Annotated in this window: 28 protein-coding genes and 1 riboswitch; of the genes, 15 read left to right on the top strand and 13 right to left on the bottom strand. The window is 69.9% G+C overall.

Features of this window, described 5'->3' with window-relative positions:
* The first annotated feature begins 17 nt into the window (after positions 1 to 17).
* The 4 genes from ACFYXK_RS14785 to ACFYXK_RS14770 all read left to right on the top strand — a co-directional run bounded on the left by ACFYXK_RS14785 (position 18) and on the right by ACFYXK_RS14770 (position 2,894).
* Positions 18 to 332, top strand: coding sequence for a hypothetical protein (locus ACFYXK_RS14785; RefSeq protein WP_389411480.1), 315 nt, complete (start codon positions 18 to 20; stop codon positions 330 to 332).
* 67 nt (positions 333 to 399) lie between these two features.
* Complete coding sequence (locus ACFYXK_RS14780; protein WP_389411479.1) at positions 400 to 885, top strand: hypothetical protein; 486 nt, start codon at positions 400 to 402, stop codon at positions 883 to 885.
* A gap of 85 nt (positions 886 to 970) precedes the next feature.
* Positions 971 to 1,351 (top strand): hypothetical protein, encoded by a 381-nt coding sequence (locus ACFYXK_RS14775; RefSeq protein ID WP_389411478.1) that lies wholly within the window; start codon positions 971 to 973, stop codon positions 1,349 to 1,351.
* Positions 1,352 to 1,508: 157 nt separating this feature from the next.
* Complete coding sequence (locus ACFYXK_RS14770; RefSeq protein ID WP_389411477.1) at positions 1,509 to 2,894, top strand: serine hydrolase domain-containing protein; 1,386 nt, start codon at positions 1,509 to 1,511, stop codon at positions 2,892 to 2,894.
* Between the two features lie 17 nt (positions 2,895 to 2,911).
* Here the strand turns inward: ACFYXK_RS14770 and ACFYXK_RS14765 are convergent, their stop codons facing one another.
* Genes ACFYXK_RS14765 through ACFYXK_RS14755 form a run of 3 tightly spaced genes read right to left on the bottom strand, consistent with a single transcriptional unit; the run spans position 2,912 to position 5,505 of the window.
* The gene (locus ACFYXK_RS14765) at positions 2,912 to 4,087 is read right to left on the bottom strand and encodes a winged helix DNA-binding domain-containing protein (protein ID WP_389411476.1); all 1,176 of its coding nucleotides are present in this window, start codon (positions 4,085 to 4,087) and stop codon (positions 2,912 to 2,914) included.
* Between the two features lie 54 nt (positions 4,088 to 4,141).
* Positions 4,142 to 4,603 (bottom strand): GNAT family N-acetyltransferase, encoded by a 462-nt coding sequence (locus tag ACFYXK_RS14760; RefSeq protein WP_389411475.1) that lies wholly within the window; start codon positions 4,601 to 4,603, stop codon positions 4,142 to 4,144.
* A gap of 14 nt (positions 4,604 to 4,617) precedes the next feature.
* Complete coding sequence (locus tag ACFYXK_RS14755; RefSeq protein ID WP_389411474.1) at positions 4,618 to 5,505, bottom strand: GNAT family N-acetyltransferase; 888 nt, start codon at positions 5,503 to 5,505, stop codon at positions 4,618 to 4,620.
* Positions 5,506 to 5,708: 203 nt separating this feature from the next.
* On the opposite strand from ACFYXK_RS14755, the gene ACFYXK_RS14750 reads away from it, so the two are divergent.
* Together ACFYXK_RS14750 and ACFYXK_RS14745 are read left to right on the top strand one after the other, a co-directional pair.
* The gene (locus tag ACFYXK_RS14750) at positions 5,709 to 6,359 is read left to right on the top strand and encodes an HAD family hydrolase (protein WP_383506994.1); all 651 of its coding nucleotides are present in this window, start codon (positions 5,709 to 5,711) and stop codon (positions 6,357 to 6,359) included.
* 141 nt (positions 6,360 to 6,500) lie between these two features.
* The gene (locus ACFYXK_RS14745) at positions 6,501 to 7,685 is read left to right on the top strand and encodes a globin domain-containing protein (protein ID WP_389411473.1); all 1,185 of its coding nucleotides are present in this window, start codon (positions 6,501 to 6,503) and stop codon (positions 7,683 to 7,685) included.
* Positions 7,686 to 7,714: 29 nt separating this feature from the next.
* Here ACFYXK_RS14745 and ACFYXK_RS14740 read toward each other — a convergent pair whose 3' ends face one another.
* From ACFYXK_RS14740 to ACFYXK_RS14720, 5 genes are all read right to left on the bottom strand, one after another.
* A complete protein-coding gene (locus tag ACFYXK_RS14740) occupies positions 7,715 to 8,194 on the bottom strand; it encodes an NUDIX domain-containing protein (protein WP_053785465.1) in 480 nt (159 codons plus the stop codon).
* Positions 8,195 to 8,267: 73 nt separating this feature from the next.
* A complete protein-coding gene (locus tag ACFYXK_RS14735; RefSeq protein ID WP_389411472.1) occupies positions 8,268 to 9,173 on the bottom strand; it encodes a LysR family transcriptional regulator in 906 nt (301 codons plus the stop codon).
* A gap of 178 nt (positions 9,174 to 9,351) precedes the next feature.
* Positions 9,352 to 10,542 carry a cystathionine gamma-lyase gene (locus ACFYXK_RS14730; RefSeq protein ID WP_389411471.1) on the bottom strand — a complete coding sequence of 397 codons (1,191 nt, stop codon included), beginning with the start codon at positions 10,540 to 10,542 and terminating at the stop codon, positions 9,352 to 9,354.
* Positions 10,539 to 11,030 carry a low molecular weight protein-tyrosine-phosphatase gene (locus ACFYXK_RS14725; protein WP_389411470.1) on the bottom strand — a complete coding sequence of 164 codons (492 nt, stop codon included), beginning with the start codon at positions 11,028 to 11,030 and terminating at the stop codon, positions 10,539 to 10,541. Before ACFYXK_RS14725 ends, ACFYXK_RS14730 begins: the two co-directional genes overlap by 4 nt.
* A 10-nt stretch (positions 11,031 to 11,040) precedes the next feature.
* Positions 11,041 to 11,421 carry a phage holin family protein gene (locus tag ACFYXK_RS14720; protein ID WP_389411469.1) on the bottom strand — a complete coding sequence of 127 codons (381 nt, stop codon included), beginning with the start codon at positions 11,419 to 11,421 and terminating at the stop codon, positions 11,041 to 11,043.
* Positions 11,422 to 11,510: 89 nt separating this feature from the next.
* On the opposite strand from ACFYXK_RS14720, the gene ACFYXK_RS14715 reads away from it, so the two are divergent.
* The 4 genes from ACFYXK_RS14715 (at position 11,511) to ACFYXK_RS14700 (ending at position 13,767) form a co-directional block, all read left to right on the top strand.
* Positions 11,511 to 11,828: a cupin domain-containing protein gene (locus tag ACFYXK_RS14715; RefSeq protein WP_030292574.1), complete on the top strand. Its 318-nt coding sequence runs from the start codon at positions 11,511 to 11,513 to the stop codon at positions 11,826 to 11,828.
* Between the two features lie 143 nt (positions 11,829 to 11,971).
* On the top strand, positions 11,972 to 12,199 hold the full coding sequence (locus ACFYXK_RS14710) for a DUF5326 family protein (protein ID WP_199827984.1): 228 nt from the start codon (positions 11,972 to 11,974) through the stop codon (positions 12,197 to 12,199).
* A 274-nt stretch (positions 12,200 to 12,473) separates the two neighbouring features.
* Positions 12,474 to 13,220 carry an IclR family transcriptional regulator gene (locus ACFYXK_RS14705; RefSeq protein ID WP_389411468.1) on the top strand — a complete coding sequence of 249 codons (747 nt, stop codon included), beginning with the start codon at positions 12,474 to 12,476 and terminating at the stop codon, positions 13,218 to 13,220.
* A 97-nt stretch (positions 13,221 to 13,317) separates the two neighbouring features.
* Positions 13,318 to 13,767 (top strand): SsgA family sporulation/cell division regulator, encoded by a 450-nt coding sequence (locus tag ACFYXK_RS14700; protein ID WP_383507019.1) that lies wholly within the window; start codon positions 13,318 to 13,320, stop codon positions 13,765 to 13,767.
* Between the two features lie 50 nt (positions 13,768 to 13,817).
* Here the strand turns inward: ACFYXK_RS14700 and ACFYXK_RS14695 are convergent, their stop codons facing one another.
* Entirely contained in the window at positions 13,818 to 15,230 is a 1,413-nt protein-coding gene (locus ACFYXK_RS14695) for a YibE/F family protein (RefSeq protein WP_389411467.1), read from the bottom strand.
* A gap of 72 nt (positions 15,231 to 15,302) precedes the next feature.
* Positions 15,303 to 15,448: riboswitch (TPP riboswitch) on the top strand.
* Between ACFYXK_RS14695 and thiC the strand changes: the two genes are divergently transcribed.
* Together thiC and ACFYXK_RS14685 are read left to right on the top strand one after the other, a co-directional pair.
* Positions 15,443 to 17,230, top strand: coding sequence for a phosphomethylpyrimidine synthase ThiC (gene thiC / locus ACFYXK_RS14690; protein ID WP_389411466.1), 1,788 nt, complete (start codon positions 15,443 to 15,445; stop codon positions 17,228 to 17,230). (Overlaps the previous riboswitch by 6 nt.)
* Positions 17,231 to 17,350: 120 nt before the next feature.
* Positions 17,351 to 18,400, top strand: coding sequence for an aldo/keto reductase (locus ACFYXK_RS14685; RefSeq protein ID WP_389411658.1), 1,050 nt, complete (start codon positions 17,351 to 17,353; stop codon positions 18,398 to 18,400).
* Between the two features lie 54 nt (positions 18,401 to 18,454).
* Here the strand turns inward: ACFYXK_RS14685 and ACFYXK_RS14680 are convergent, their stop codons facing one another.
* From ACFYXK_RS14680 to ACFYXK_RS14670, 3 genes are all read right to left on the bottom strand, one after another.
* Positions 18,455 to 19,276, bottom strand: a complete 822-nt coding sequence (locus ACFYXK_RS14680) for a hypothetical protein (RefSeq protein ID WP_389411465.1) — start codon at positions 19,274 to 19,276, stop codon at positions 18,455 to 18,457.
* A gap of 150 nt (positions 19,277 to 19,426) precedes the next feature.
* On the bottom strand, positions 19,427 to 20,602 hold the full coding sequence (locus tag ACFYXK_RS14675; protein WP_389411657.1) for a metallophosphoesterase: 1,176 nt from the start codon (positions 20,600 to 20,602) through the stop codon (positions 19,427 to 19,429).
* A gap of 216 nt (positions 20,603 to 20,818) precedes the next feature.
* Positions 20,819 to 21,934 carry a LacI family DNA-binding transcriptional regulator gene (locus ACFYXK_RS14670; protein ID WP_030857788.1) on the bottom strand — a complete coding sequence of 372 codons (1,116 nt, stop codon included), beginning with the start codon at positions 21,932 to 21,934 and terminating at the stop codon, positions 20,819 to 20,821.
* Positions 21,935 to 22,295: 361 nt separating this feature from the next.
* Between ACFYXK_RS14670 and hisC the strand changes: the two genes are divergently transcribed.
* The gene (hisC, locus tag ACFYXK_RS14665) at positions 22,296 to 23,378 is read left to right on the top strand and encodes a histidinol-phosphate transaminase (protein WP_389411464.1); all 1,083 of its coding nucleotides are present in this window, start codon (positions 22,296 to 22,298) and stop codon (positions 23,376 to 23,378) included.
* 29 nt (positions 23,379 to 23,407) lie between these two features.
* Here hisC and ACFYXK_RS14660 read toward each other — a convergent pair whose 3' ends face one another.
* On the bottom strand, positions 23,408 to 23,776 hold the full coding sequence (locus tag ACFYXK_RS14660) for a cyclophilin-like fold protein (RefSeq protein ID WP_266627638.1): 369 nt from the start codon (positions 23,774 to 23,776) through the stop codon (positions 23,408 to 23,410).
* Positions 23,777 to 23,965: 189 nt separating this feature from the next.
* On the opposite strand from ACFYXK_RS14660, the gene ACFYXK_RS14655 reads away from it, so the two are divergent.
* Both ACFYXK_RS14655 and cydB read left to right on the top strand, forming a co-directional pair.
* The gene (locus ACFYXK_RS14655; protein ID WP_389411463.1) at positions 23,966 to 25,471 is read left to right on the top strand and encodes a cytochrome ubiquinol oxidase subunit I; all 1,506 of its coding nucleotides are present in this window, start codon (positions 23,966 to 23,968) and stop codon (positions 25,469 to 25,471) included.
* A gap of 18 nt (positions 25,472 to 25,489) precedes the next feature.
* Positions 25,490 to 26,491, top strand: a complete 1,002-nt coding sequence (gene cydB / locus ACFYXK_RS14650; RefSeq protein WP_389411462.1) for a cytochrome d ubiquinol oxidase subunit II — start codon at positions 25,490 to 25,492, stop codon at positions 26,489 to 26,491.
* Positions 26,492 to 26,501: the final 10 nt, after the last annotated feature.

Genomic DNA, 26,501 nt, shown 5'->3' with positions numbered 1-26,501 from the left:
CTTGTCATCATGAGCTTGTGACGACATGGATGCGCTGCTACTGGGACGAGGAAGCCGTCTGGTTCTACTTCGAGGTCGACGCTGACGGTTGGGTGACCCGGCAGATCGAGCTTGAGGGGCCTGAGCGGACCCCGATCGCAGCCGCATCCCTCGCTGAGTGGCAGCAGGCTTACGACGCAGGCCGCCTCGGCGAGTACGACAACAGGTTCGGGATCACAGCGGAACTGCCCGTCTCGGAGTGGGAAGGCCACGATCCGGAGCAGCTGACCTTCGAGGAGTTCGAGGAGGTCTGGAACGCCGCTCGTCGGCAGATCGCAGGCCGGCCGTCGTGATTCCAAGGCGGGGGTGGTCAAGGGAAACGGGGCTGCGTTGAATCGGGGAGACGGGCAGCATGGCGGTGTGGCTGATCTTCTATGGGATGACGTGAGCTGTTTTTTCGACCCGGACTCGATGGGATCGCTGCCGGACGTGCGTGTCCCAGGCTGTTCGGTGGAGGACTGGCAGGCAGTCCTCGATCTTGTCGAGGCGAGGGGCTGGAAGTGCCAGTACTCCGAAGGCGAGACAGTGTTGCCGGTGCCTCGGGCGGAGATCGTGCTGTCTCGTCCGGCGGACGCTGAGTGCCCGGACCTGCGGGTCTGGCCGACGCCCGACGTGCTGGCGATCTTTCGTTTTCTTGACGACGAGGTAATCGACTTCGACGTTGACCTGCGGGAGTTGCAGGGGCAGGAGCGACTTGATGTGTTCTGCGGCTTCTTGCGGGAGATCGGGCGACGCTTGGGGAAGTCCGTCCTGATGGATCCGGAGGGTGACTACGGCCATCCGGTACTCGGCTTCGATGTCGAGGCCGATCGAGTCGTCCTCATGGCAGATCCGCTGGTCATGTGACCGCGGCCGCCGGCCCGGGGGTGGATAGTCACTTGCCGCACCTGCCCTGCCAGCTCGATCATGAAGTCTTGATCGAGGAGGCTTCGTGGGGTTGTGCCTGTTCCCTGGGGATGGTGACCTCACCAGCCCGGACGTCAGCTGGTCCTATTCGGGTTTCAAGGCCTTCCGCCGACGTTTGGCCCAGGCCGAGGGGTTCACGCTGCCGGACATGTGGGGTTTTGGCGGGGACCGGCAATGGGCCGAGGTCTCATCGACGCTTGAGCCCCTGCTCGACCATCCTGATGATGCTGGCGAACTATCCGCCACCGACTGTGCCAGGGTCCTGCCCCGGCTGGTTGAGATCATCATGGAGTGGGAGGCCGAGCAAGGTGATCCCGCGCTTGCGCGGCACATCGAGGACGCCCGACAGCTCGTGATCGTGTTGAAGACCTGCGTCGACGAGAACGTCGAACTGCTCTTTGGATGACCTTGAGAGGAAGCCGGCTGCCAGCCGGGGAGCCGAGAGGGCTTCGAGGAAATGACATGGCCGTGAGACAGAACCCATGCCAACCCGCGTGAGACACCGCAAAGATCCGCAGGTCACAGCGTCGCGATATGACACCGAAAGCGAGAACCTACAGATCATGGATGCCGTATCTGAAGATCTGGATCTGCTGCCCGAGACCCGGCGTGCCCTGAGGCACCGGATCGCCGTCGCGCAGAGCGAGGGACGGGCGCCGTCGGTGGTGGCGGCCGTGGCCCGCGGCGGCGAGGTGGTCTGGGAGGGCTCCCGGACCTCCGTCGAGGGGCACGGGCCCGACGGGAACGTGCAGTACCGGATCGGGTCGATCAGCAAGACCTTCACCGCTGTTCTGGTGATGCGACTGCGCGACGAGGGCCTGCTGCAGCTCGAGGACCCGCTGGAGAAGCACCTGCCGGGGACGGGCGCCGGCGAGGTGACCCTCGCCCAACTGCTGGCGCACACCGGTGGGCTGGCGGCGGAGACGCCGGGCGAATGGTGGGAGCGCACGCCCGCGGCGCTGCGCCCCGAGCTTGCCGATGTGCTGGGCGAGGAGCCGTTCCGCTTCCGGCCCGGCAGGCGGCACCACTACTCCAACCCGGGCTACACGCTGCTGGGTTCACTCGTGGAGGCCGTACGCGGGAAGCCGTGGGAAGAGGTGCTCCGGGCCGAGGTCCTGGAGCCGCTGGGTCTGGACCGCACGACGGCGCAGCCGCAGGCTCCGCACGCGGGCGGTTGGGCGGTTCACCCGTGGGCCGACGTGATGATGCCCGAGCCGCTGGAGGATCTGGGGCTGATGGCCGCGGCCGGGCAACTCTGGTCCACGACGCGCGACTTGGCACGGTTCGCCGTGTTCCTCGCCCAGGGCGACGAGCGGGTGCTGAGCGCGGAGAGCGTACGGGAGATGCGGACGCCGGCCTCTGTGCCGGAGCCCGGTATCGCCGAGCTCGGCTACGGGCTCGGCGTGCAGCTGGCGGACAGCGGCGGGCGCAGGCTCGCCGGCCACACCGGATCGCTCCCCGGGTTCGTGGCGGGGCTGTGGCTGAGCGAGGCGGACGACGTGGCGGCCGTGGTGCTGGCGAACTGCACGTCGGGGCTGCCCGCCGCGGCGGTGGCCGCGGACCTGGTGGCGATCGTCGCGGACGCGGAGCCGCGGTTCCCGCAGCCCTGGCGGCCGTTCCGGGAGGCCGATCCGGTCGCTCTGGAGCTGTGCGGTCCCTGGTACTGGGGTACGTCGGCGCAGGTGCTGCGGCTGAAGGCGGACGGGCTGTTGGAACTCGGCCCGGTCGGCGCGACGGGCCGCTCGGCCCGGTTCCGGGCCGAACCCGACGGCAGTTGGACCGGACTCTCCGGCTACTACGCGGGGGAGACGCTCCGGGCGGTCCGGCGCGAGGACGGTTCGCTCAGCCACCTCGACCTGGGGTCCTTCGTGTTCACGAGGGAGCCGTACGACGCCCAGGCCCCGGTGCCCGGCGGGGTGGACCCGCAGGGCTGGCGGGGCATCGGCTAGTACGTCGGCCGGCAGGCTCAGGCGACGAGTTCGCGCTCCAGCGGAGTGCGGAAGCGCGGGGTGATCCGGGCGTCGCCCACCCACCGGGCGAGGCGGGCCGCCTCGGCCGTGATCGCCTCTTCGGCGGCGCGGCCGCGGTCGGCCAGCAGCCGCCAGACGATCTCGCCGTCCGCGCGCTGGGCCCAGCCGCCGACGATCTCGCCGTTCCACCAGACCGTGGGGCCGATGTTGCCGGCGTAGTCGAACAGGGCGGGCCGGTGGGCGGGGTCGAGGTGGAAGCCCCGGTCCGCCCAGCCCATGCCGCTGGGGTCGAGCCCCGGCAGCAGCGCGGCCCAGGGCTCCGGGGCAGGTTCGGGCGCGGTGTCGCCGGGGCTGACGAGGGCGGTGCCGCCGTCGTCGAGGCGGACCTGGTCGGGGCCGACGGAGGCGAGGGCCTTGCGGACGTCGGTGAGGGTCCAGCCCGTCCACCACTTGAGGTCGGTCTCGGTGGCCGGACCATAGGCGTGCAGCCAGCGCCGGGCGATCTCGGCGCGGGCATCGGCTGCGGGCACGGCGGGCCAGGGCTCGGTGTGCACCCAGCGGAACTGGCTGGAGGTCCACGATCCACGCGGCCGGTCACGGCGGATCCGGCCGTCGGCGGCCAGCAGCCGGATGACGCGGGTGGCGACGCCGGTCTCGGCCTCGTACTTCTTGCCCCGGCCGATGGTGATCTTCTCGCGCAGAGCGGGCACGGCCGCCGAGAGCTGGCTGCCGGTGCAGGGTCCGCGGGTGTCGAGTGCGTCGAGCGCGGCGGCCTCGGCCCGGGCCAGCCAGGCCGCATCGAGGCCCTGGCCGTCCTCGTCGAGGTGCTTCAGGAAGGTGCGGCGCTCTTTGACGGCGATGCCCCGGGCGGTCGAGGCGTCCACGTACGGGGCGAGTTCCGTGGAGACGGCGAAGAGCGTGTTGCGCATGCTGAGCAGCCGGACGAGGGAGACGTCCTCGTAGAGCGCCCGCTCGACGGCGGCCGGGCCGCCTTCTGCGAGCCGGGCGCGGGCGGAGAGGAACACGGTCGCGGCGTCGGTGGCGTGCAGCGCCACGACGGCGTCCGCCGCCTGGGTGACCGTGGCCGCATGCGCCGAGGGAGCCAGGCGGTGCCTGCGGCCGAGCCGGTGGCGACGCTCGGCGGTGGTGACGAGGGGGAGGCTGGGGCTCATCCTCCCGATCGTAGGCCGGGCCACCGACGCCGGCCCGGCCTTCCGTACGGGCGATCAGAGGGAGAGCTTGAACCCGACGTGGGACGCGGTGAACCCGAGCCGCTCGTAGAAGCGGTGGGCGTCGGTACGGGTCACGTCCGAGGTGAGCTGGACGAGCCGGCAGTTCTCACGGCGGGCCTGCTCGACGGCCCAGCGGATGAACCGGGTGCCGAGGCCGCTGCCGCGCTCGTCGGCGTGGACGCGGACCCCTTCGACGATCGCGCGGGTGGCTCCCCTGCGGGAGAGTCCCGGGACGATCGTGAGCTGGAGCGTTCCCACGACGCGGCCTTCGCGGACCGCCACGACCACGTGCTGGTGGGGGTCTCCGGCCAGCCGCTTGAACGCCTCGATGTACGGGGTGAGGTCGTCGGGGGATTCGCGGGTGGCGCCGAGAGGGTCGTCCGCGAGCATGGCGACGATGGCGGGCAGGTCCTCCTCGGTGGCGGGGCGGATGGTCGGTTCGTCGGGGTCGGTCATGGAGAGGTCCTTTCTCAGCCCGCCGCCACGGTGAGCGGGGCCCAGCGGCGGGTCCAGTCGCCGGGGAGGCCGGGGATGTCGCGGGTCATGACGGCGTTGAAGGCCACGGAGCCGAGGCCGCGGTCCTTGAGCCAGGTCAGGAGTTCCTCGTGGCGTACGTCGATGTCGGTCCGCAGTGGCCGGTCGGTGGCGGTGGCGAGAGCGGTGACGAGTGCCTGGGCGCCGGCCGTGTCACGGGCGATCAGCGGGCCGATGACGTGGGTCTCCATGTTGGGCCAGATCGCGGCGTAGCCGACGAGCTCGCCCCGGCCGTCCTCGGCGACCAGCAACCGGTCCGCGAAGGCGGGAAGCCGCGTGATCACGTGGGTCCGGTCGGTACCGAAGACCTCGGTGTCCAGGCGCAGGATCCGCGCGATGTCCTCGCCGGTCGCCGGCCGGACCGCCACGGAGCCCGGCCCCGGAGCCTCGGTGTCTTGGCGGAACGTACCCCGGAGCATTTCCGCCCGGCCCGTGGTGGCGAAGCCGAGCTCCTCGTAGAGGGGGCGGCCGTAGGGAGTGGCGTGCAGGGTGAGCGGGACGCCCTTGAGGAGGTCGTCGCAGATGTACGTCATCAGGTGGCGGCCCAGGCCCTGGCGGGCATAGCGCTCGGCGACGAGGACCATTCCGATGGCGGCCAGTTCCGGGCCGGCGTGGGTGTGGCCGTACGAGGTGACGACGCAGGCGGCGGCGAGCCCCTGCCCGTCGGGAGCATCGATGCCGTAGCCGCTTCCCGCGGCGAGGAGCAGGCCCCACTTGTGGTCCTCGCGCGGCCACCCGCGGTCTTCGGACAGGTCGGCGCAGTGGCGGAGGTCGTCCACGGTCAGCGCACGGATCGGCAGGTCGGTCAGGTGTGGTGGTGTCACCGGCCCAGAGTGGATCACCGGATGGAGGGCGTCCAGGGGATTTGGGGAGCACGTTTCACGTGAAACATCCCGATGCCTCTCCTGTTCACCGGGGGAGGCGGCCCGATGGGACCGTGCGATGTTTCACGTGAAACACGCTGTTCCTGCCCCGGTCGCGACCGGGAGGTGCCCGCGGTGAAATGAAGGGGCTAGCCTCGACTGCCATGACCCTCCTGCACCTTTTCGATCTCGACGGGACGCTGATGTACGGCTCGGCGGCGCCGGTCGAGATCTCCCGACAGCTCGGCCTGAGCGCGGAGATCGCCGAGCTGGAGCGATCGTTCGGAGCGCGGGAGATCGGGCCGCACGCATTCTCGGTGGCGGCACATGCGCTGTGGGCGGGGCTGACGCCCGCGCATGTCCGGGCGGCGTTCGACGGAGCTCCCTGGCTGGCGGGGATTCGCGAGGTGTGGCGGGAGATCAGGGAGCGCGGGGACTACTGCGCGGTGATCTCGCTGTCGCCGTCGTTCTTCGTGGAGCTGCTGCTGGAGTGGGGCGCGCATGCCGCACACGGCTCGGTCTTCCCGGAGGTTCCCTTCACCCGGCCCGTGGACGCGTCCGGGATCCTGACGCCCGAGGGCAAGGTCACGGTGGCGGACCGGCTGTGCGCGCAGTTCGGGGTGAGCCGGGCCGACTGTGTCGCGTACGGGGATTCGTCGACCGACGCCGTGCTGTTCGAGGCCGTTTCGGTGTCGGTGGCGGTCAACGCGCGGCCGTATCTGGCGGAGCGGGCGACCTATGTCTACGAGGGCCGGGACCTGCGAGAGGCGTATCAGCTGGTCGGGGCGGCTCGCCCGGAAGTCCAAGCATCTTAGGAGGAAAGTGGGTTCGAAACGCGGATTTTCCGCGTTTCCCCGCGAGTGATGGGGGCGGCTGGCAGGCTTTGAGGCCCGGAACCACGGATTCGAAGGCCGTGGCGTGCTTACCGACCGAGATGTTCGAAGCGAGGCAATCGCATGGACGCTCCGCCCACCAGATCGGCCAGACGGACGGCCCGGATACCGTCCGGGGGCGGTGCGGTCGAGCCCTCCCCGGACGCGGTGTTGATCCGCCGGACCCTCGAGGAAATCGCACCGATCGCCGACAAGGTGACCTCGTACTTCTACGCCCTGGTGTTCACGGGGCACCCGGAGGTACGGGGCATGTTCCCGGCCGCCATGGACGCACAGCGCGACCGGCTCCTGAAGGCGCTGCTGACCGCCGCCGAGCACATCGACAACCCGGACGTCCTCGTGCCCTATCTGCGCCGACTCGGCACCGGGCACCGCAAGTACGGCACGGCGGCAGGGCACTATCCGGTGGTGGGCGAGGCCCTGATCGGCGCCCTGGCCCGGTATGCGGAGCACAGCTGGGGGCCGGAGACGCAGGCGGCATGGGTGCGGGCCTACACCGCGATGTCCCAGATCATGATCGACGCGGCGGCGGAGGACGGGGTGAAGACCCCTGCGTGGTGGCATGCGGAGGTGGTCTCGCACGATCTGCGCACCCCGGACATCGCGGTGCTGACGGTCCGCCCCGACCAGCCCTACCCCTTTCTGGCGGGCCAGTACACGAGCCTGGAGACCCCGTGGTGGCCCCGGGTGTGGCGGCACTACTCGTTCGCCTCGGCCCCGCGCGCCGACGGACTGCTGTCCTTCCACGTCAAGGCCGTTCCGGCGGGCTGGGTCTCCAATGCGCTGGTGCGGCACGCCCGGCCCGGCGACGTGCTGCGGCTCGGGCCGCCGGCCGGGTCGATGGTGGTGGACCACACCACGGACAACGGGATGCTGTGCCTGGGCGGCGGTACCGGTATAGCGCCGATCAAGGCGCTGATCGAGGACGTGGCGGAGCACGGTGAGCGCCGCCCGGTGGAGGTGTTCTTCGGGGCGCGCAGCGACGGCGACCTGTACGACAAGGACACCCTGCTGGGGCTGCAGCGTTCGCATCCGTGGCTGTCGGTGCGCCCGGTGGTCTGCGAGGGCCTGGCGGGGCAGCTGCCCCAGGCGGTCGGTGAGCACGGGCCCTGGAGCTCGTACGACGCGTTCGTCTCGGGGCCGCCCGCGATGATCCGCAGCGGTGTCGACGAGCTCAAGCGGATCGGGATCCCCGGGGACCGGATCCGCTTCGACGCGCTCGAGGAGCTGGTGGGCGCGGCCGGCTGAGACCCGGGCCGACACGGCCCGGGCCGAGGTCAGCCCAGGTCGGGGGCGTGCATGGCGCGCACGCCCTCGATGTTGCCGTCGAGGTAGTGGCGCAGGGACAGCGGGACGAGATGGACGGCGGCGATACCGACCCGGCTGAAGGGCACGCGGACGATCTCGTACTCGCCTTCGGGCTCGTCGACTTCGGGGCCGTGCCGCTGGCTGGGGTCCATGGATTCGAGGTGGCAGACGAAGAAGTGCTGCACCTTCACTCCGGTCACTCCGCCGTCGGCGATGTGCTCGACGGTGTCGACGAAGCAGGGCACCACATCGGTGATCTTCGCGCCGAGTTCCTCGTGGATCTCTCGGTGGAGGGCGTCGACGACGGTGGCGTCCGAGGACTCCACTCCCCCGCCGGGGGTGAGCCAGTACGGGTCGACGCCGGGCTTGGTGCGTTTGATGAGGATCAGGTCGTCACCGTCGAGCAGGATCGCGCGGGCGGTGCGTTTGACCACGGGACGTTCGGTCATGGGAGAAGAGTGGCCCAGACTGCGGTGTCTGAAACGCGTGTCGGCGAAACGCGCCGCAGCAGGAAGCGGAGGCTCACCAGTGCGCGGCGGCGCGCAGCAGCCGGTCGTGCGCACGGGCGAGGTGGGCGAGGGCGAGGCTGCCGGCCCGGACGACGAGGAACCAGGTGCGCAGCGGTGGTACGGGCGGCTCGAGCAGGGCGACGATCTGCCCGCGATCGAGGGCGTCCTGGCACAGATACCGAGGCAGGACGGCGAGTCCGGCGCCGGCCCGGACGCATTCCAGTACGGCCCTGAGGTCGGGGGCGACCACGGTGGCGGCATCGGGCCGGGTCCCGGGGCGGGTCTCGAACACCGCGGCCCAGTAGCGGGCGACGAGCGGCAGGGTCTCGTGGACCTCGACGAGCGGAATGCCGTCGAGGGCGGCAGGGCCGGTTTCGCGCAGCCGGTCCGGATCGACGAGGGCGGCCCAGTAGGGCGCGGCGACCAGGACGTGCTCCTCGTCGCACAGGGCGGTCGCGCTGAACAGCCCGCCGCGCGGCCGGGCGGTCGTGACGACCAGGTCGTGGTGGCCGGCGGCGAGCCCGTCGAGGGCCTCCTCGGCGCCGGTCTGCAGGACGGTGCGCAGGGTGTGGCCCTGGCCGACGAGCGGTGCGAGGGCGGGCAGGACGCGCAGGCACAGGAATTCGGGGGGACCGGCGAGATGCAGGGTCCGTAACGTACCGGCCGCCTCCCGTTCCGCCTCGGTGATCCGCAGCAGGGCGTCGAGGTGCGGGGCGGCCTTGTGGGCGAGTTCGTCGCCGACGGCGGTGGGGGTGACCCCGCGTGCCCTGCGGTGGAACAGCGGCCTGCCCAGCTGGCGTTCGAGGGTGCGTATCTGGGACGTGACGGCGGGCTGGGACAGCCCGAGCAGTGTGGCGGCCCGGGTGAACGAGCCAGCCCGGTGCACGGCGACGAAGGTGCGCAGCAGGGCCAGGTCCATGGAGGCCCCTCTCGGTGGGGGCCTTCAACTATAAATATGCCGATAGGCCCCTGTCGTTACCGTGATTGGACTCTGACGCTGGGTCAACTAGCCTTGGGCGCGTGGTTCTTCGCGCGCAGAACCCGGGCGGTCCGAGCCACTAGGGGGGAGGCTCGGACCGCTCCATGTCTCCGGCCGCTCAGGCGCCGGCGCCCGCGGCGTCGAGGGCGCGCAGCACGTCCGCGACCAGGTCCCCGGCGTCCTCGGCCCCGGCGGACAAGCGGATGAACCCCTCCGGGACGGGGTCGCCGCCCCACCGTCCGCGCCGCTCCGCGGTGGACCGCACGCCGCCGAAGCTGGTGGCGTCCTCGACCAGGTGCAGGGCGGCCATGAAGCGTTCGGCGTGCGCACGGTCGGGCAGGGTGAAGGAGACGACGGATCCGAAGCCGCGCATCTGCCGGGCGGCCGTCTTGTGCGACGGGTCCGCGGGCAGCCCGGGGTAGCGCAGCCCGGTCACGTCGGTACGGTCGGCCAGCGCCTCGGCGACGGCCAGCGCATTGGCCCACTGGCGCTGGGCGCGCAGCTGGATGGTGGCCAGGGAGCGGTGGGCGAGCCAGGCCTCCATCGGGCCCGGGATCGCACCGACGATCTTGCGCCAGCGCCGGACGGCGGCGGCGAGCTCCGGGTCGCGGCAGACGACGTAGCCGAGCAGGAGGTCGCCGTGGCCGGTGAGGCCCTTGGTGCCGCTGGCGACGGAGAAGTCCGCGCCGAGTTCGAGGGGCCGCTGGCCGAGCGGGGTGGCGAGGGTGTTGTCGACGGCCACCAGGGTGCCGCCCGCGTGCGCGGCCTCGACCAGGCGCCGTACGTCGCACACGTCGAGCCCGGGGTTGGACGGGGTTTCGATCCACAGCAGCCTGGCCCCGTCGAGGACGGCGAGCTGCGCGTCGTCGCCGGTCGGGGCGGTGCGGACGTTGACTCCGTACGCCTCCAGCTGCTCGCGGACCAGCGGCAGCGCCTGGTAGCCGTCGTCGGGCAGGACGACGGTGTCCCCGGTGCGGGCCTGGGAGAGCAGGACGGCGGAGACCGCGGCCATGCCGGACGCGAAGACGATGGTGTCCACGCCGTCCTGGCCCGGGGCCTCGAGTTCCCCGATGGCCCGTTCCAGCAGGGTCCAGGTGGGGTTGGTGTCGCGGCCGTAGGTGTACGGGCCCTCGACGTCGCCGGGGAGGTGGAAGTGGGCGGCGAAGACGGGTCCGGGCAGGGGCGGTTCGTTCTTGACGGGCTCGGGCAGTCCGGCGCGCACGGCCCGGGTGCCGTCGCCGAGCCCGTCCGCCCGAGCAGCCCCGGCCGCTGCTGTTGCCGCCTCGGCCTGGTCGGAGTGGTCGTTCACGCGGTGTGCTCCTTCACTGCTTCGCGTACGGCGTCCAGCAGGCCGGCACTCGCCGCCTCGACGAGCTCCAGGCACAGCTCGAACCCGTCGAGGGAGCCGTAGTAGGGATCCGGTACGTCGGTCTCCGCGGCCGTTGCCGCCGGGTCGTACGACCGCAGGAGCCGCACCTTGGCGGCGTCCTCGGGGGTGGGTGCGAGCGCCCGCAGCTCCCGCAGGTGCCCGGCGTCGAGCGCGATGACGAGGTCGAGACCGCTGAACCACGAGGCCCGGAACTGCCGGGCCCGGTGGCTCTGCTCGTACCCGGCGGACTCGAGGACGGTGACGGTGCGCGGATCGGCGCCGTCCCCCTCGAACCAGCCGCCGGTGCCGGCGCTGTCCACCTCGACGAGAGCATCGAGCCCGGCCTCGGTGACGCGGGCGCGGAAGACGGACTCGGCCATGGGCGAGCGGCATATGTTGCCCGTGCAGACGAAGCACACGCGGTACATGGGGGTCCGTTCAGTTCTTGTCGGGCAGGGCCATGTTCACGGCCCAGGAGACGACGGAGATGATCAGGCCGCCGACGAGCGCGGTCCAGAAGTTGTCGACGTGGAAGCTGAGCTCGAGCTGTTTGGCCAGCCAGGAGGTCAGCATCAGCATCAGGGCGTTCACGACGAGGGTGAACAGTCCGAGCGTGAGGACGAACAGTGGCAGCGAGAGCAGCTTCACCACGGGCTTGACGATGATGTTGACCAGGCCGAAGACCAGTGCGACCAGGATGAGTGTGAGGGTCCTGCGGCCCAGCGAGCTGTGGTCGTCGAGCGTGATGCCGGAGAGCAGCCAGATGGCAACGGCCAGGGCTGCGGCGTTCGCGAGCGTCTTGACTACGAAATTCGTCATGTGTCTGATCGTGGCAGAGAAGATTCCGGTGGGACATCAGCAGATCAGCGGATGCCAGGGAACGCGAGAGAGCAAGGGGCACAACGAAGATGAAGGCCTTCCGGCTGGACGAGCTCGAGGCGGAGCGGCTCGCGAACGACGGCGCGTATCTGCAGTTCCTGCGCGAACGGAACATGTCGGTCGGGCTGTACGCGCTCGACGCCGGGCAGAGCGACCCGCAGCAGCCGCACCGCCAGGACGAGGTGTACTTCGTGGTGAGCGGCCGCGCGTCGATCACGGTCGGGGAGGAGACGACGACGGTGGCCCGCGGCAGCGTCGTCTACGTCCCGGCCGGGGTGGTGCACAAGTTCCACCACATCAGCGAGGACCTGCGGGTACTCGTGGTGTTCTCCCCGCCGGAGGCGTAGCCGGGGGCGCGGACCGAGGGTCGGACGCCCGGTCCCCCTAGGGGGCGGATCAGGGGACTCCGGGGGCTCGAGGGCCCCCGGGGGTCTTCGCCGCCTCCTAGCATCGACAGCAGGAAGTCACGGCTCAGGAAGAGGTTGAGGACATGGACGGGATCCGAGAGACATTCGCAGGCATGCCCTGGTGGGTCAAGTGGGTCGCGATCCCGCTTCTGGTGCTCTTCGTCTTCGGCGGTGTCATCACCAGCATCCTCGGCGCCCTGATCGGGTTCGCCTTCAAGCTGCTGCTCTTCGTCGGCCTCGTCGGCGGCCTGGTCTTCCTCGTGAAGAAGTTCAGCGGCAGCGGTACGAAGTCCTCCTCCGGCGACTGGTAGGCCCCGGGGTCAAGCCCGGGGATTAACCCAGGCGGGGGAACGTGAGGTGGCAAACCGCTCACACCGCGGGAATCGGCGGATAGAGTGGCAATCTGTGCCGTTCCCCTGGGCGAAGGCCGGTAGTGCCGCCCTGACCTGCGGCTATCTCTAGTACCGGCCGAGCACGACCTCCAGGAACCACGGCATGTGCGGGGGCGGCCCCCGCAGGGCGGGCCCTCCCCAGGCCCGCCGCCACGCCTGGGGGTGAGCTTTGTCTTCGGTTCACAATGCCGGTGTGCCAACGCTGATCGGTTCGGTGCAGCGAGCGTTGAGACTGCTCGAAGCAGCGGGCTCCCACAGCGAGGGAGCCCCGGCGAAGCAACTGGCGCGCGAGGCCGGGCTCCCGCTCCCCACCGCGTACCACCTGCTGCGCACGCTCACCCACGAGGGCTATCTGCGGCGCGAGGGCGGAGTGTTCGTTCTCGGTGCCGCCGCAGGCCGGCTTGCGGGCGGCGGACTACAGCAGAAACGTCGCAGCATGATCCTCGACTCTCTCGCGCACTTCCGCGACGCGGTCGGGGCCCCCGTCTACTTCGCGGTGTTCCGCGACGGTGAGATCGAGCTCATGGGCGTTTCGGACACCCCGGCCAACCCCGCCGTCGAGGAGTGGGCCGATTTCCGGGCGACCGGGCATGCGCACGCCATCGGGCAGTGCCTGCTGGCCCAGCTGGACGCGGAGACGCGCAAGGACTACTACGACCGGCACCCGGTCGAGGCCGTCACCCAGCACACCGTCCGGGACCAGCGCGCTCTGGAGCGCCGGATCGGGTCCCTCGGGCGCATGCAGCCGGTTACGGAGCGTCAGGAGTACGCGCTGGGCACGGTGTGTGCAGCCATCCCCATTACTGTCGGCGATACCGCCGCAACCATGGCGATTTCACTCCCTTTGCACCAGGAGGAACGATTGCTGTGTGTGGTCGATCGGCTACGGAGTGAAGTAGGCGCGCTGTTGAGCACCCTCTTGTTCTCTATCAGTATCTGAAAACTCACTCCTTGTGATCTGCAAGCGCGTCCACCACCCTTGTCAAGAGGGCCCTGGGGGATCATTCCTGGCCACTTCCACTACAGCGGGGTAGTCAATGCGCGAGTCGGTACAGGCAGAGGTCATGATGAGCTTCCTCGTTTCCGAGGAGCTCTCGTTCCGGATCCCGGTGGAACTCCGGTACGACACCCGTGACCCCTACGCAGTGCGCCTGACGTTCCACCTTCCCGGAGACGCACCCGTGACCTGGGCGTTCGGCCGGGAGCTCCTCCTCGACGGCATCAACAAGCCGTGCGGTGACGGCGATGTGCACATCGCCCCCACCGACCCCGAGGAGCTGTCCGATGTCCACATCCGGCTCCAGGTCGGCTCCGACCGGGCCCTGTTCCGCGCCGGCGCCGCGCCGCTCGTGGCGTTCCTCGACCGCACCGACCGGCTTGTTCCGCTCGGTCAGGAGCGCAACCTCGGCGACTTCGAGGACAACCTCGACGAGGCGCTGGACAGGATCCTGGCCGAGTCGCGGCAGAACGAACAGAACGCGGGCTGAGCGGACCGGACGTGCCGAGCAGCCCCGGGCCCCCGAGCACCCCGGGTCTCTCAGCGCTTGCGCCGCCGACCCCGGCCCCCGCGGACCGGCCCCGAGGCCGCCGCTGCGGCCGGGGATCCCGGCCGGTCGGCGGAAACCACCAGCGCGGCAAGCGCCGTTGTCACCGGGACCGAGGCCACCAGGCCGATCGACCCGACGAGTGTCCGTACGATCTCCTCCGCGACCAGCTCGCTGTTGGCCACCGAACCCATGCTGCTGTTCGCGATCGAGAACAGCAGCAGCAACGGCAGCGCCGCGCCCGCGTAGGCCAGGACCAGGGTGTTGACCACCGAGGCGATGTGGTCGCGGCCGATCCGGATGGCCGCACGGTACAAGGCGCGGGACCCCATCGACGGGTCGGCCTGGTGGAGTTCCCAGACCGCCGAGGTCTGGGTGACCGTCACATCGTCGAGCACACCCAGCGATCCGATGATCACGCCTGCAAGCAGCAGGCCGCTCATGTCGATGTCCGGGTAGAGCCCGTGGATCAGCCCGGTGTTGTCGTCGGTGTTGCCGCTCAGGAACGCCCAGTCGACGAACACCGAGCCCAGCAGCCCGATCAGCAGGAGCGAGACGAGCGTGCCGAGGACGGCGACGGAGGTGCGGGCGCTCAGCCCGTGGCACATGTAGAGCGCGATGAGCATGATGGCACTGGCGCCGACGACCGCGACGAGCAGCGGGTTCGATCCCTGCAGGATCGCCGGGAGGATGAAGAGCGTCAGCACGCCGAAGCTGATGGTCAGCGCGATCAGCGCGAACAGGCCGCGCATCCGGCCGACGACGACGACCGCCACCGCGAAGATGGCGGCCAGCACCGCCAGCGGCAGCTTGCGGTTCACGTCGATCACGGAGTACTGGAGATCCCGCGGTGCATCCGGCGCGTACGCGACGACCACCTCCTGGCCGTCCTCCAACTGCCGTGGGGCGCCGGGCTGGACGATCTCGAAGAAGGTGCGGCCCTTGTCGGGTCCGGTGGTGACCTCGACGGTGGCCTTCTTGCACTCTCCGGTCTGCGCGGCCTGGGCCTCGCGACCCTCCGGGGTGGAGGGCTGGTTGCCGGTGGGCGGCACCTGCGAGGCGTTCACGGATTTGCAGTCGACCTGTTCGAGCGCGACGACCTGGCCCTGCTGGGTCTGCCGGTCGAAGCCCACCCCGGAGCGCTCGTGGGCGGGGGCGCCGCCCGGCCAGAGCACCACCATGCCGACGAAGACGGCGGCGGCGAAGGGGATCAGTACGGCCGCGATGACCTTGCGCAGGTGCTTCGAGACGGGCGCCGCTGGTCCGTGGCCGTGGGAATGACCGTGGGAGTGGCCCTGGGACGGGCCGTGGGACGGGCCGTGGTCATGCCCGGGGGCCGAGTGCGCGTGGTCGGTGTGACCCGTGGGCTCGGTGGGCTTGGAGGGAGGCTGCGGCGAGGACGTCACCGGCAGATCATCGCAAGAGTTGAGGGGGCCCACTGTTCAGCACGCCACAAATGACGCTAGCGTGGGGGCACCTTTGCACAACGCGGGAGCTCGGAGCACCGGGCTGAGAGGGCGCTGATCACCGTACGCGCAGCACACATGCGTACGGGAAGAGGCTGCGTCGACCGCCGAACCTGTTACCGGGTAATGCCGGCGTAGGGAGATCAGGTCTCATGACCATTCAGGACGCACGCACGCCTGCCGTCAGCCAGGACGCAGACGGCCAGACCGAGCGCCAGCCCGGCTGGCACAAGGGCTACGTGGCGGGCTCCCGCCCCGACATCCGGGTGCCGGTCCGCCAGGTCCACCTCACCAACGGCAAGGACGTGACGCTCTACGACACGTCCGGGCCGTACACCGACCCGCAGATCGAGACCGACGTGCGCCGCGGCCTCGCCCCGCTGCGCGAGAACTGGATCATCGGCCGCGGCGACACCGAGGAGTACGCGGGCCGTCCCGTGCGCCCCGAGGACGACGGCATCAAGCACACCTCGCCGCGCGGTGGTCTGAAGAACCTCGACGCGGTCTTCCCGGGCCGCCCGCGCCAGCCCCGCCGGGGCCGTGGCGGCCAGGCCGTCACGCAGCTCGCGTACGCCCGCCGCGGTGAGATCACCCCGGAGATGGAGTACGTCGCGATCCGCGAGAACGTCTCCCCCGAGGTCGTCCGCGAGGAGATCGCCGCAGGTCGCGCGGTGCTTCCCGCGAACGTGAACCACCCCGAGATCGAGCCGATGATCATCGGCAAGCGGTTCCTGGTGAAGGTCAACGCCAACATCGGCAACTCCGCCGTCACCTCCTCCATCGAGGAGGAGGTCGACAAGATGACCTGGGCGACCAAGTGGGGCGCCGACACGGTCATGGACCTCTCGACCGGCCGCAACATCCACACCACCCGCGAATGGGTGCTGCGCAACTCCCCCGTGCCGATCGGCACCGTGCCGCTCTACCAGGCGCTCGAGAAGGTCGACGGCCGCGCCGAGGACCTGACCTGGGAGATCTACAAGGACACGGTCATCGAGCAGGCCGAGCAGGGCGTCGACTACATGACGGTCCACGCCGGCGTGCTGCTGCCGTACGTGCCGCTGACCGCCCGCCGCAAGACCGGCATCGTCTCGCGCGGCGGTTCGATCATGGCTGCGTGGTGCCTGGCGCACCACAAGGAGAACTTCCTCTACACGAACTTCGAGGAGCTCTGCGAGATCCTCGCGACGTACGACGTCACGTACTCGCTGGGCGACGGCCTGCGCCCCGGCTCCATCGCGGACGCCAACGACGCGGCGCAGTTCGCCGAGCTGAAGACGCTGGGCGAGCTGAACACGATCGCCAAGCGCCACAACGTGCAGACCATGATCGAGGGCCCGGGCCACGTCCCGATGCACAAGATCAAGGAGAACATCGACCTCCAGCAGGAGATCTGCGAGGAGGCGCCGTTCTACACGCTCGGCCCGCTGACCACGGACGTCGCACCGGCGTACGACCACATCACCTCCGGCATCGGCGCCGCGATGATCGCCTGGTGGGGCACCGCGATGCTCTGCTACGTCACGCCGAAGGAGCACCTGGGCCTGCCCAACCGCGACGACGTGAAGACCGGCGTCATCACGTACAAGATCGCCGCCCATGCGGCGGACCTGGCCAAGGGCCACCCGGGCGCCCAGGAGTGGGACGACGCCCTGTCGGACGCGCGGTTCGAGTTCCGCTGGGAGGACCAGTTCAACCTGGCCCTCGACCCGGACACGGCCCGCGAGTTCCACGACGAGACGCTCCCGGCCGAGCCGGCCAAGACCGCGCACTTCTGCTCCATGTGCGGTCCGAAGTTCTGCTCGATGAAGATCTCCCAGGACATCCGCCGTGAGCACGGTGGAGACCTGAAGGCCGATGAGATCGAGGCGGGCATGGCGGAGAAGTCCGCCGAGTTCGCGGCGAGCGGCAACCGGGTGTACCTCCCGCTGGCGGACTGACCCGACCGCCGCGGTGGCGCTGCTCCGGGGAGGAGGAGGGGACTCCCCGGAGCGGCGTCCAGGGGCCGGAACGGCTTGCGCTGGAGTGCACTTCAACTCCTACAGTGCGGCCCCATGACCATGAGATACCGCAGTCTGGGTGGGACCGGCATAGAGGTCAGCGCACACTGCCTCGGCACGATGATGTTCGGATCGGTGGGGAACCCGGACCACGAGGAGTGCGCCCGGATCATCCACGCCGCACTCGATCAGGGCATCAACTTCGTCGACACCGCGGACATGTACTCCGCCGGGGAGTCCGAGGAGATCGTCGGCAAGGCGCTCAAGGGGCGGCGCGACGACGTCGTGCTCGCCACCAAGGTCCACTTCCAGATGGGGGAGGGGCGCAACCGCAGCGGGAACTCGAGGCGGTGGATCGTGCAGGCCGTCGAGAACAGTCTGCGGCGTCTGGACACCGACTGGATCGACCTCTACCAGGTGCACCGGCCCGACCACTCGACGGACGTCGAGGAGACCCTCTCGGTCCTCGGAGACCTGGTGCGGGCCGGCAAGATCCGCGCCTTCGGCTGCTCCACCTTCCCCGCCGAGGAGATCGTCGAGGCACATCACGTCGCCGAGCGGCGGGTTCTCCCGCGGTTCCGGACGGAGCAGCCTCCGTACTCGATCCTCGCGCGCGGGGTGGAGGCTTCCGTGCTGCCGGTCGCCCGGCGCTACGGCATGGGCGTACTGACCTGGAGTCCGCTCGCCTCCGGCTTCCTGACAGGCAAGTACCGGCTCGGCGGGCCCGTCGACATGAGCTCGGGGCGGGCGGCGCTGACTCCCGCGCGCTTCGACCCGGCGATCCCCGGCAACATCGCGAAGCTGGAGGCCGTGGAAAAGCTCCTCGAGCTCGCCGACGGCATCGGCTGCACGCTGCCCGAGCTGGCGGTCGCCTTCCCGGTCGCGCACCCCGCAGTCACCTCGGTGATCATCGGCCCCCGGACCATGGACCAGCTGAACTCGCTGGTCAAGGGGGCCGGACTGGTACTCGACGATGCGGCGCTCGACCGGATCGACGAGATCGTGCCGCCGGGGACGAACCTCTACCACCCGGACGGCGTGTGGCGCCCGACGGCCCTGACCGACACCGCGCAGCGGCGGCGGGCCCCCGAGGACCGGTCGGCGGGCTAGGCCCCGTTCTGCGATGTTTCACGTGAAACAGGGACGGACCGCCCGCCGCGGCTGTCAGGACGACTCGGTCTCCGGGCCGCCGAAGTCGGGGCTGGTGAAGTCCGGAGGCGTGTAGCCGGGCCGGGGTCCCTGTGAGGGGGATCCGGGGCTGGTGAAGTCGGGCCGGGTGTATCCCAGGTTGGGGATGCGCCCGGCCTTCGGCGTGCGCGGGGCCGGATACACCGGCCCCGCACTCGGATCGGCCAGCGCGTCCCGCAGGAACGGCAGGATGCCCCGCTCCAGCAGGGCATGCCGCCAGGCCTCGCGGGCCTGCGCGAGCTCGTCGGGTATCGCCCCGTCCTCGGCCACGACCTCCGTCGCGCGGTTGCGGACGGCCGTCACCAGCAGCCCGATCACCGCGAACAGCAGGGACACCACGGTCAGCGCGCCGAAGAGCCAACCCGCCGTCAGCATCGTGTCGGCGAAGGCAGGTTCGGGCTCGATCGCCTTCAGGGCGTAGCCCACCAGCAGGAAGATCAGCATCGCGGTGCCTGCCAGGATCGGCGCGAGCACCGCAACCACGGCGCTGACCCCGGCGCCGTCGTCGCCCTCGTCCTGCCCGGAACTCCGGTCGGCACCCGCCGATCCGGGGGTGGACAGGGCCTCGTCGCGCCGTTCCCCGCGGAGTTTCACGTAGTGGTCGTACTCGGCCGCGGCCGCGGCCGTCAGCAGTGCGCTGGCCCCGACGGCCATCGTGCGCAGTTGTTCGGCGTTCAGCCGTTCGCCGAGGGCGGCGAGCTCGGGCCGGTCGTGTGCGGTACGCAGCGCCTCGTCGAGGAGCCGGTCGAACTCGGGTCGGTCTTCGGTCAGCAGGTGCGGAGCGCTGTTCATGTGCATCCCCCGATGCTCCGTGGGGACCGGTTTGCCCGCGTAGACCCGGGCGCCGGCACAAACGGAGGAGAGCCTGCTACGGATAGGGCGATGGTAGAGCGCCCATGCCACGCCGTGACAGGGGCTTTCCTGAAATTACCCCCCTTCTGATAACCCTCAGTCGTTCAGCGGGAGTTGCACGACCAGCAGTTTGCCCGCCATCGTGACCCCGCCGTCCATCGCGATCGCGAGCCCTTCCGCATACACGTGCGGTCCGGTCACGGCCTCCGGGCCGCGGGATTCGTCGCCGTCCTCGGTGCCCACCTCACCCAGCAGGTACGGGATCGGGCTGTGCCCGTGCACGACCCGGCCGCCGCCGTAGGTGTCGAGCAGTTCGCGTACGGCCTGGGGGCCGGTCTCCTCGTCGCGGAAGGCGAACCGCTTGGTGAACTTGCGGAAGAGGTCCCAGGTGATGTCGGCGTCGTTGCGGTTGAGCAGCTCGTGGATGGTGTCGTTGACGTCCTCGATGGAGTCGCCGTAGTCGAGGTACGCGGTGGTGTCGGAGTGCAGCAGCAGGTGGCCGTCCTCCAGCACGGCCGCGTCCAGCCGCGACATCCACTGCAGGTGCACGTCCTCCAGGCGCTCCATGTCGGTGCGCTGGCCGCCGTTGAGGAGCCAGGCGGCCTGGAAGGTGGCGGTGCCGGCGCCCGAGGCGACAGGGGTGTCGCCGAACCGCTTGGCGCCGATGAGCAGCAGCTCGTGGTTGCCCATGAGGGCCTTGCAGTAGCCGCCGGAGGCGGCGGCTTCGGCGGAGAGCCGCATGACGAGGTCGATGACGCCGATCCCGTCGGGCCCGCGGTCGGTGAAGTCGCCGAGGAACCAGATGCGTGCGTTGCCGGCCGACCAGCGGCGGTCGGCGTCGATGAGGCCCTGCGCCTGGAGTTCGGTGACGAGCTCGTCCAGATAGCCGTGGACGTCGCCGACGACGTACAGCGGCCCGGGGCCCGCAGCCGCGGGCTCCTGCGGGATGTACTGGACCTGGACGGTGTCCCCCGGCCCGCCGCGGCCGATGATCGGCAGATCGCGGTGCGTGGGGGTGTAGCCGTCGCCGAGGTCGTCCCCGTCGGCCGGTCCGCCCGTGGCGGGTGCCTGGCCCGAGGGCGGCGGCGGGGGCACGGGCGCGCCCTCCCCGTAGTACGCGGGGTACTCGCCGTACACGGGCGCTTCGTCGGGAAGCCCGCCGGGCACGCCGTACGGGGCGGGCTCGGTGACCGGAACTCGGAAGTCCCGCAGCGTCTCCGTCCGCATCGCGGGTCCCTGACCGGCCCCCTGAGTCATCGACCCCTCCACCACCGTCGCGCTGCCGTACACCTGCGGACCCTCCTGACCTCCGGGGCGGAGGGTCCGTGATGTCGTGCGCCCATCATAGGAATGCGGCTCGCGCTCTGTGACGCACCAGGGGTGGTGAATCCTGGGCGGAACCAATAGTTCCTGCCGCTTTCTCCCGAAATGGGAGTTGTTGAAATCCTCGGCGGGGCCGTCGGCCCCGCCGGTTTCACGGTGTGGCGGTCAGTCCTTGGCCGGTGACCGGGGCGGACTGACGGTCGTACGGGGCTGCCTGCGCTGCGAGGACGTACGGACGATCAGCTCGGTCGGGACGACCTGTTCGACGGGGCGCCCGGTGTCGACCCCCTCGATGGCGTCGATGAGCAGCTGCACGACGGCGGTGCCGATGCGGCGCGGTTTGAGGGAGAGGGTGGTGATGGGCGGTTCGGTGTTGGCGTACACGGTGGACTCGCTGCAGCACACGAGCAGCAGGTCCTCGGGGACGCGCAGGCCGTAGCGCCGGGCGGCGGCGAGCAGGTCGGTCCCGTTGGGGTCGAACAGCCCGTAGACGGCGTCGGGCCGGTCGGGCCGGGCGAGCAGCCGGTCCGCGGCGACGGCGCCCGCGCACGGGTCGTGGGCGGGGTAGGACTCGTAGACGGGGTCCTGGCCGACGCGCTCGCACCAGCTGAGGTAGGCGGTGGTGGAGAGCCGGGTGTAGGTGTCGGTGGTGGTGCCGGTCAGCAGCCCGATGCGGCGGGCGCCGGCGGCGGCGAGGTGGTCGAGCAGGTTGAGTACGGCTGCCTCGTGGTCGTTGTCGACCCAGGCGGTGACGGGGAGGGAGCCGGCCGGGCGGCCGTCGGAGACGACGGGGAGGCCTTGGCGGACCAGTTCGCTGACGACGGGGTCGTGGTCGGAGGGGTCGATGACGACGGTGCCGTCGAGGGCCACGTTGGACCACACGTCGTGTCGGGAGGTGGCGGGGAGGATGACGAGGGCGTAGCCGCGGGCGAGCGCGGCGGAGGTGGCGGCCCTGGCCATCTCGGCGAAGTAGGCGAATTCGGTGAAGGTGAAAGGTTCATCCCCGTACGTCGTCACGGTCAGACCGATGAGGCCCGACTTGCCGGTACGGAGGGTGCGGGCCGCGGCGGAGGGGCGGTAGCCCAGCCGGTCGGCGACCTCGCGAACGTGGCGGCGGGTGGCGTCCGGCAGCCGCCCCTTGCCATTGAGCGCGTCGGAGACGGTTGTGATCGAGACGCCCGCCGCGGCGGCCACGTCCCTGATGCCGGCCCGGCCCTGTCGGCCGGCGGCCCGCCGGGTGGTCTCGGTCCGGCTCACCTGATGCTTCCCTGCTGCTGTCATGGCGAGCCGATAGTAGGGCTCGGCGGGGTGGGTGGTCCGGGTGCATATGCACGCGTTGACAGGCACGATTCTGCATGGTTCGCCACCCCCAATGACCTTGGAATTAAAGGTATTTGAGTGCGGAGAGTGAGCGGTGCGTTTGTCGGCGGGTCCGGGCATGCCAAAGCGGTGTGGTCTCGGGCCGGTCTCAACTCACCTGTACGAGGGATGCGCGCCACGGCGTGGGCCACCGGCGTGTGCATATATGCGTGCGCTCCCCCGCAATCCTGGCGCTGCCATTTTCGGAAGAGCGGAATCCTCATAAGGTGAGCAGTATTGAGTCGACGGCGACGTCGTACGGGACGGTCGAGGAGGACCTGCGGTGAGCGAGAAGAGCCCGAAGCTGCGCGCCGAGCTGGACGGCATTCCCACCTACAAGCCCGGGAAGCCCGCTGCCGCGGGCGGGCCCGTCGCGTACAAGCTGTCCTCGAACGAGAACCCGTACCCGCCGCTGTCCGGGGTGCTGGAGACTGCGGTCGCGGCGGCAGGACAGTTCAACCGCTACCCCGACCTGGCCTGCACGGTCCTGGTGAACGAGCTCGCCGAGCGGTTCGGTGTGCCGGTCGAGCACATCGCCACCGGCACGGGCTCGGTGGGCGTGGCCCAGCAGCTGGTCCAATCGACGGCCGGCCCGGGCGACGAGGTCATCTACGCCTGGCGCTCCTTCGAGGCCTACCCGATCGTCACGCAGATCGCCGGTGCGACGGCCGTGCAGGTCCCGCTGACGGACGGGGACGTGCACGACCTCGAGGCGATGTTCGACGCGATCACCGAGCGGACCCGGCTGATTTTCGTCTGCAACCCCAACAACCCCACCGGCACCGCGGTGCGCCGTGACGAGCTGGTGCGGTTCCTGGACCGGGTGCCCTCGGACATCCTGGTGGTGCTGGACGAGGCGTACCGCGAGTTCGTCCGCGACGTCGAGGTGCCGGACGGCATCGAGCTCTACCGGGACCGCCCGAACGTCTGCGTCCTGCGCACGTTCTCCAAGGCGTACGGGCTCGCCGGCCTGCGCGTCGGCTTCGCGGTGGCGCACGAGCCGGTCGCGGCGGCGCTGCGCAAGACGGCGGTGCCCTTCGGCGTCAGCCAGCTCGCCCAGGACGCGGCGGTCGCCTCGCTGCGCGCCGAGGACGAGCTGATGGGCCGCGTCGGGGCGCTGGTGGGAGAGCGTGCCCGGGTCTACAAGACGCTGCTCGGCCAGGGCTGGACCGTGGTGCCGGAGACGCAGGCCAACTTCGTGTGGATGCGGCTGGGGGAGCGGACCGCCGAGTTCGCGGCGGCCTGCGAGAAGGCCGGTGTGGTGGTCCGGCCCTTCGCGGGCGAGGGCCTGCGGGTCACGATCGGCGAGCCCGAGGCGAACGACATCTTCCTGCACACGGCGGAGGCGTTCTTGAAGGAGATGTAGCCCTCAGGGGCTACGTGGGTTCGCAGGGACTACGCGAGTTCCACGCGGATCGGGTCGCCGTCGCGGACGGTGGACAGCAGGCGGGGGTCGCCGTCGAACGAGCCGAGCACGTTGCACGGGCTCGCCAGGCGGCTCTCGCCTCCGCGCGAGATGGGCGTGGGGCCGTAGGGGAGCGCGAGGGCGTCGCCCTCGGTCCAGAACGCGACCGTGCCCGGGTCGACGACCTGCCGGGCGTCGTGCTCGAGCGCCACGGAGACGCCGGTGTCGAAGTAGACCTCCTCGCCCCAGGTGTGGGCGGACGCGGAGATCGGAAGGGCCTCGGCCAGCGCCTTGCTGGTCGGGGTCTCGTCAAGGGTTGCCGTGAGCTGGCCCGCGGGCCAGGAGATACGAATCCTCATGAGCGGCATTCAACAATCTGTTGAAAGTGTTGGCTAGGGGGACCCCGCCTGAAAGCCGTCGGAAGCGGTGCGACATAATGCTTGTGAATGTGAACGCGTTCACAAGCGTGTCCTGCTTCGTCCTGTATTGGGTGGGGCACGCCAGGCAAACTGCGGCAGTGACCACGGCGCACCGAAGGAGACGACGACGTGGACGTAGCTTTGGCGCCAGAGACGTTGGCGCGCTGGCAGTTCGGCATCACCACCGTCTACCACTTCCTCTTCGTCCCGCTGACGATCTCTCTCGCGGCGCTCACGGCGGGCCTCCAGACCGCCTGGGTGCGCTCGGGGAACGAGAAGTACCTCAGAGCCACCAAGTTCTGGGGCAAGCTTTTCTTGATCAATATCGCCATGGGCGTCGTCACGGGCATCGTGCAGGAGTTCCAGTTCGGAATGAACTGGTCCGACTACTCGCGCTTCGTCGGTGACATCTTCGGAGCCCCGCTGGCCTTCGAGGCGCTCATCGCCTTCTTCTTCGAGTCGACCTTCATCGGCTTGTGGATCTTCGGCTGGGACAAGCTTCCGAAGAAGATCCACCTGGCCTGCATCTGGATGGTCTCGATCGGCACCGTCCTGTCCGCGTACTTCATCCTCGCGGCGAACTCCTGGATGCAGCACCCGGTCGGCTACCGGATCAACGAGGAGCGGGGCCGTGCCGAACTCACCGACTTCTGGCTCGTCCTCACCCAGAACACCGCGCTGACCCAGTTCTTCCACACCATCACGGCGGCCTTCCTGGTCGGCGGCGCCTTCATGGTCGGCATCTCCGCCTTCCACCTGGCCCGCAAGAAGCACATCCCCGTGATGCGCACCTCGCTGCGGCTCGGCCTGGTCACCCTGATCATCGCCGGCATGGGCACCGCCATCAGCGGTGACCTGCTCGGCAAGGTGATGTTCAAGCAGCAGCCGATGAAGATGGCCGCCGCGGAGGCGCTCTGGGACGGAGAGGCGCCCGCGCCCTTCTCCGTCTTCGCCTACGGAGACGTCGAAAAGGGCCACAACAAGGTCGCGATAGAGATCCCGGGCCTGCTGTCCTTCCTGGCCAACGACGACTTCACCTCGTTCGTCCCCGGCATCAACGACGTCAACAAGGCCGAACAGGAGAAGTTCGGGCCCGGCGACTACCGGCCCAACATCCCGGTCGCCTACTGGGGCTTCCGCTGGATGATCGGCTTCGGCATGGCCTCCCTCGGCATCGGAGTGCTGGGGCTCTGGCTCACGCGGAAGAAGTTCATGCTGCCGCCGGGCCTGCGCACCGGCGAGGACGAGGTCCCGCACCTGGTCCTGTTCAAGAAGGCGCTGAGCCCCAGGTTCACCACCTGGTACTGGATCGTCGCCCTCTGGACCATGGGCTTCCCGCTCATCGCCAACTCCTGGGGCTGGATCTTCACCGAGATGGGCCGGCAGCCCTGGGTGGTCTACGGAGTCCTGCGCACCCGCGATGCGGTCTCGCCCCACGTCTCCCAGGGCGAGGTGCTCACCTCGATGATCGGCTTCACGCTCCTGTACGCCGTGCTCGCGGTGATCGAGGTCAGGCTGCTGGTGAAGTACGTCAAGCTCGGGCCGCCCGAGCTCACCGAGGCAGACCTGAACCCGCCCACCAAGATCGGCGGGGACGACAAGAACCCCGACCGGCCGATGGCCTTCTCGTACTGAGGCTGAGGGGACCACACCATGCAACTCCATGACGTCTGGTTCGTGCTCATCGCCGTCCTGTGGACCGGCTACTTCTTCCTGGAGGGCTTCGACTTCGGAGTCGGCGTACTGACCAAGCTGCTCGCCCGCGACCGCAGGGAGAGGCGGGTCCTGATCAACACGATCGGGCCCGTGTGGGACGGCAACGAGGTCTGGCTGCTCACCGCCGGCGGGGCGACCTTCGCCGCCTTCCCCGAGTGGTACGCCACCCTCTTCTCGGGGTTCTACCTGCCGCTCCTGGCCATCCTGATCTGTCTGATCATCCGCGGTGTCGCCTTCGAGTACCGGCACAAGCGGGATGAGGACCGGTGGCAGACCAACTGGGAACACGCGATCTTCTGGACCTCGCTGATCCCCGCGTTCCTGTGGGGCGTGGCCTTCGCCAACATCGTGCGCGGCGTGAAGATCGACGAGCACAAGGAGTACGTCGGCAGCCTCTTCGACCTGCTCAACGTCTACTCCCTGCTCGGCGGCCTGGTCACCCTCACCCTCTTCACCTTCCACGGAACGGTGTTCACCTCGCTCAAGACGGTGGGGGACATCCGGGAGCGGTCGCGTGCGCTGGCCACCCGGCTGGGTGCGGTCACCGCCGTGCTGGCGCTCGTCTTCCTGATCTGGACCCAGGTCTCGCGCGGTGACGGCAAGAGCCTGATCGCCATGGCCGTCGCCGTCGTCGCACTGGTCGGCGCCCTCGCCTTCAACCTGGCGGGCCGCGAAGGCTGGTCGTTCGCCCTGTCCGGAATCACCATCGCGGCCGCGGTCGCGATGCTCTTCCTGACGCTCTTCCCGAACGTGATGCCGTCCTCGCTGAACGACGCCTGGAGCCTCACGGTCACCAACGCCTCGTCCAGCCCCTACACCCTGAAGATCATGACCTGGTGTGCGGGAGTGGCCACGCCGCTCGTCCTGCTCTACCAGGGCTGGACGTACTGGGTGTTCCGCAAGCGGATCGGCACGCAGCACATCGTCGATGCGCACTGATCCCTGACCG

Origin of the sequence: Streptomyces sp. NPDC002209 (genome assembly GCF_042890265.1) — a bacterium.
Lineage (GTDB): Bacteria > Actinomycetota > Actinomycetes > Streptomycetales > Streptomycetaceae > Streptomyces.
The sequence above is the reverse complement of the archived record's forward strand: the minus strand, read 5'-3'. Positions and strand labels throughout refer to the sequence as shown.

What these genes read in the sequence shown, in the direction of transcription:
- ACFYXK_RS14745 (WP_389411473.1), top strand. Translation starts at nt 6,501, where the DNA reads ATGGACGCTCCGCCCACCAGATCGGCCAGACGGACGGCCCGGATACCG.
- ACFYXK_RS14715 (WP_030292574.1), top strand. Translation starts at nt 11,511, where the DNA reads ATGAAGGCCTTCCGGCTGGACGAGCTCGAGGCGGAGCGGCTCGCGAAC.
- ACFYXK_RS14670 (WP_030857788.1), bottom strand. Translation starts at nt 21,934, where the DNA reads ATGACAGCAGCAGGGAAGCATCAGGTGAGCCGGACCGAGACCACCCGG.
- ACFYXK_RS14685 (WP_389411658.1), top strand. Translation starts at nt 17,351, where the DNA reads ATGAGATACCGCAGTCTGGGTGGGACCGGCATAGAGGTCAGCGCACAC.
- ACFYXK_RS14710 (WP_199827984.1), top strand. Translation starts at nt 11,972, where the DNA reads ATGGACGGGATCCGAGAGACATTCGCAGGCATGCCCTGGTGGGTCAAG.
- ACFYXK_RS14750 (WP_383506994.1), top strand. Translation starts at nt 5,709, where the DNA reads ATGACCCTCCTGCACCTTTTCGATCTCGACGGGACGCTGATGTACGGC.
- ACFYXK_RS14760 (WP_389411475.1), bottom strand. Translation starts at nt 4,603, where the DNA reads ATGACCGACCCCGACGAACCGACCATCCGCCCCGCCACCGAGGAGGAC.
- cydB (WP_389411462.1), top strand. Translation starts at nt 25,490, where the DNA reads ATGCAACTCCATGACGTCTGGTTCGTGCTCATCGCCGTCCTGTGGACC.
- ACFYXK_RS14720 (WP_389411469.1), bottom strand. Translation starts at nt 11,421, where the DNA reads ATGACGAATTTCGTAGTCAAGACGCTCGCGAACGCCGCAGCCCTGGCC.
- ACFYXK_RS14770 (WP_389411477.1), top strand. Translation starts at nt 1,509, where the DNA reads ATGGATGCCGTATCTGAAGATCTGGATCTGCTGCCCGAGACCCGGCGT.
- ACFYXK_RS14700 (WP_383507019.1), top strand. Translation starts at nt 13,318, where the DNA reads ATGCGCGAGTCGGTACAGGCAGAGGTCATGATGAGCTTCCTCGTTTCC.
- ACFYXK_RS14735 (WP_389411472.1), bottom strand. Translation starts at nt 9,173, where the DNA reads ATGGACCTGGCCCTGCTGCGCACCTTCGTCGCCGTGCACCGGGCTGGC.
- ACFYXK_RS14680 (WP_389411465.1), bottom strand. Translation starts at nt 19,276, where the DNA reads ATGCACATGAACAGCGCTCCGCACCTGCTGACCGAAGACCGACCCGAG.
- ACFYXK_RS14660 (WP_266627638.1), bottom strand. Translation starts at nt 23,776, where the DNA reads ATGAGGATTCGTATCTCCTGGCCCGCGGGCCAGCTCACGGCAACCCTT.
- ACFYXK_RS14765 (WP_389411476.1), bottom strand. Translation starts at nt 4,087, where the DNA reads ATGAGCCCCAGCCTCCCCCTCGTCACCACCGCCGAGCGTCGCCACCGG.
- ACFYXK_RS14740 (WP_053785465.1), bottom strand. Translation starts at nt 8,194, where the DNA reads ATGACCGAACGTCCCGTGGTCAAACGCACCGCCCGCGCGATCCTGCTC.
- thiC (WP_389411466.1), top strand. Translation starts at nt 15,443, where the DNA reads ATGACCATTCAGGACGCACGCACGCCTGCCGTCAGCCAGGACGCAGAC.
- ACFYXK_RS14725 (WP_389411470.1), bottom strand. Translation starts at nt 11,030, where the DNA reads ATGTACCGCGTGTGCTTCGTCTGCACGGGCAACATATGCCGCTCGCCC.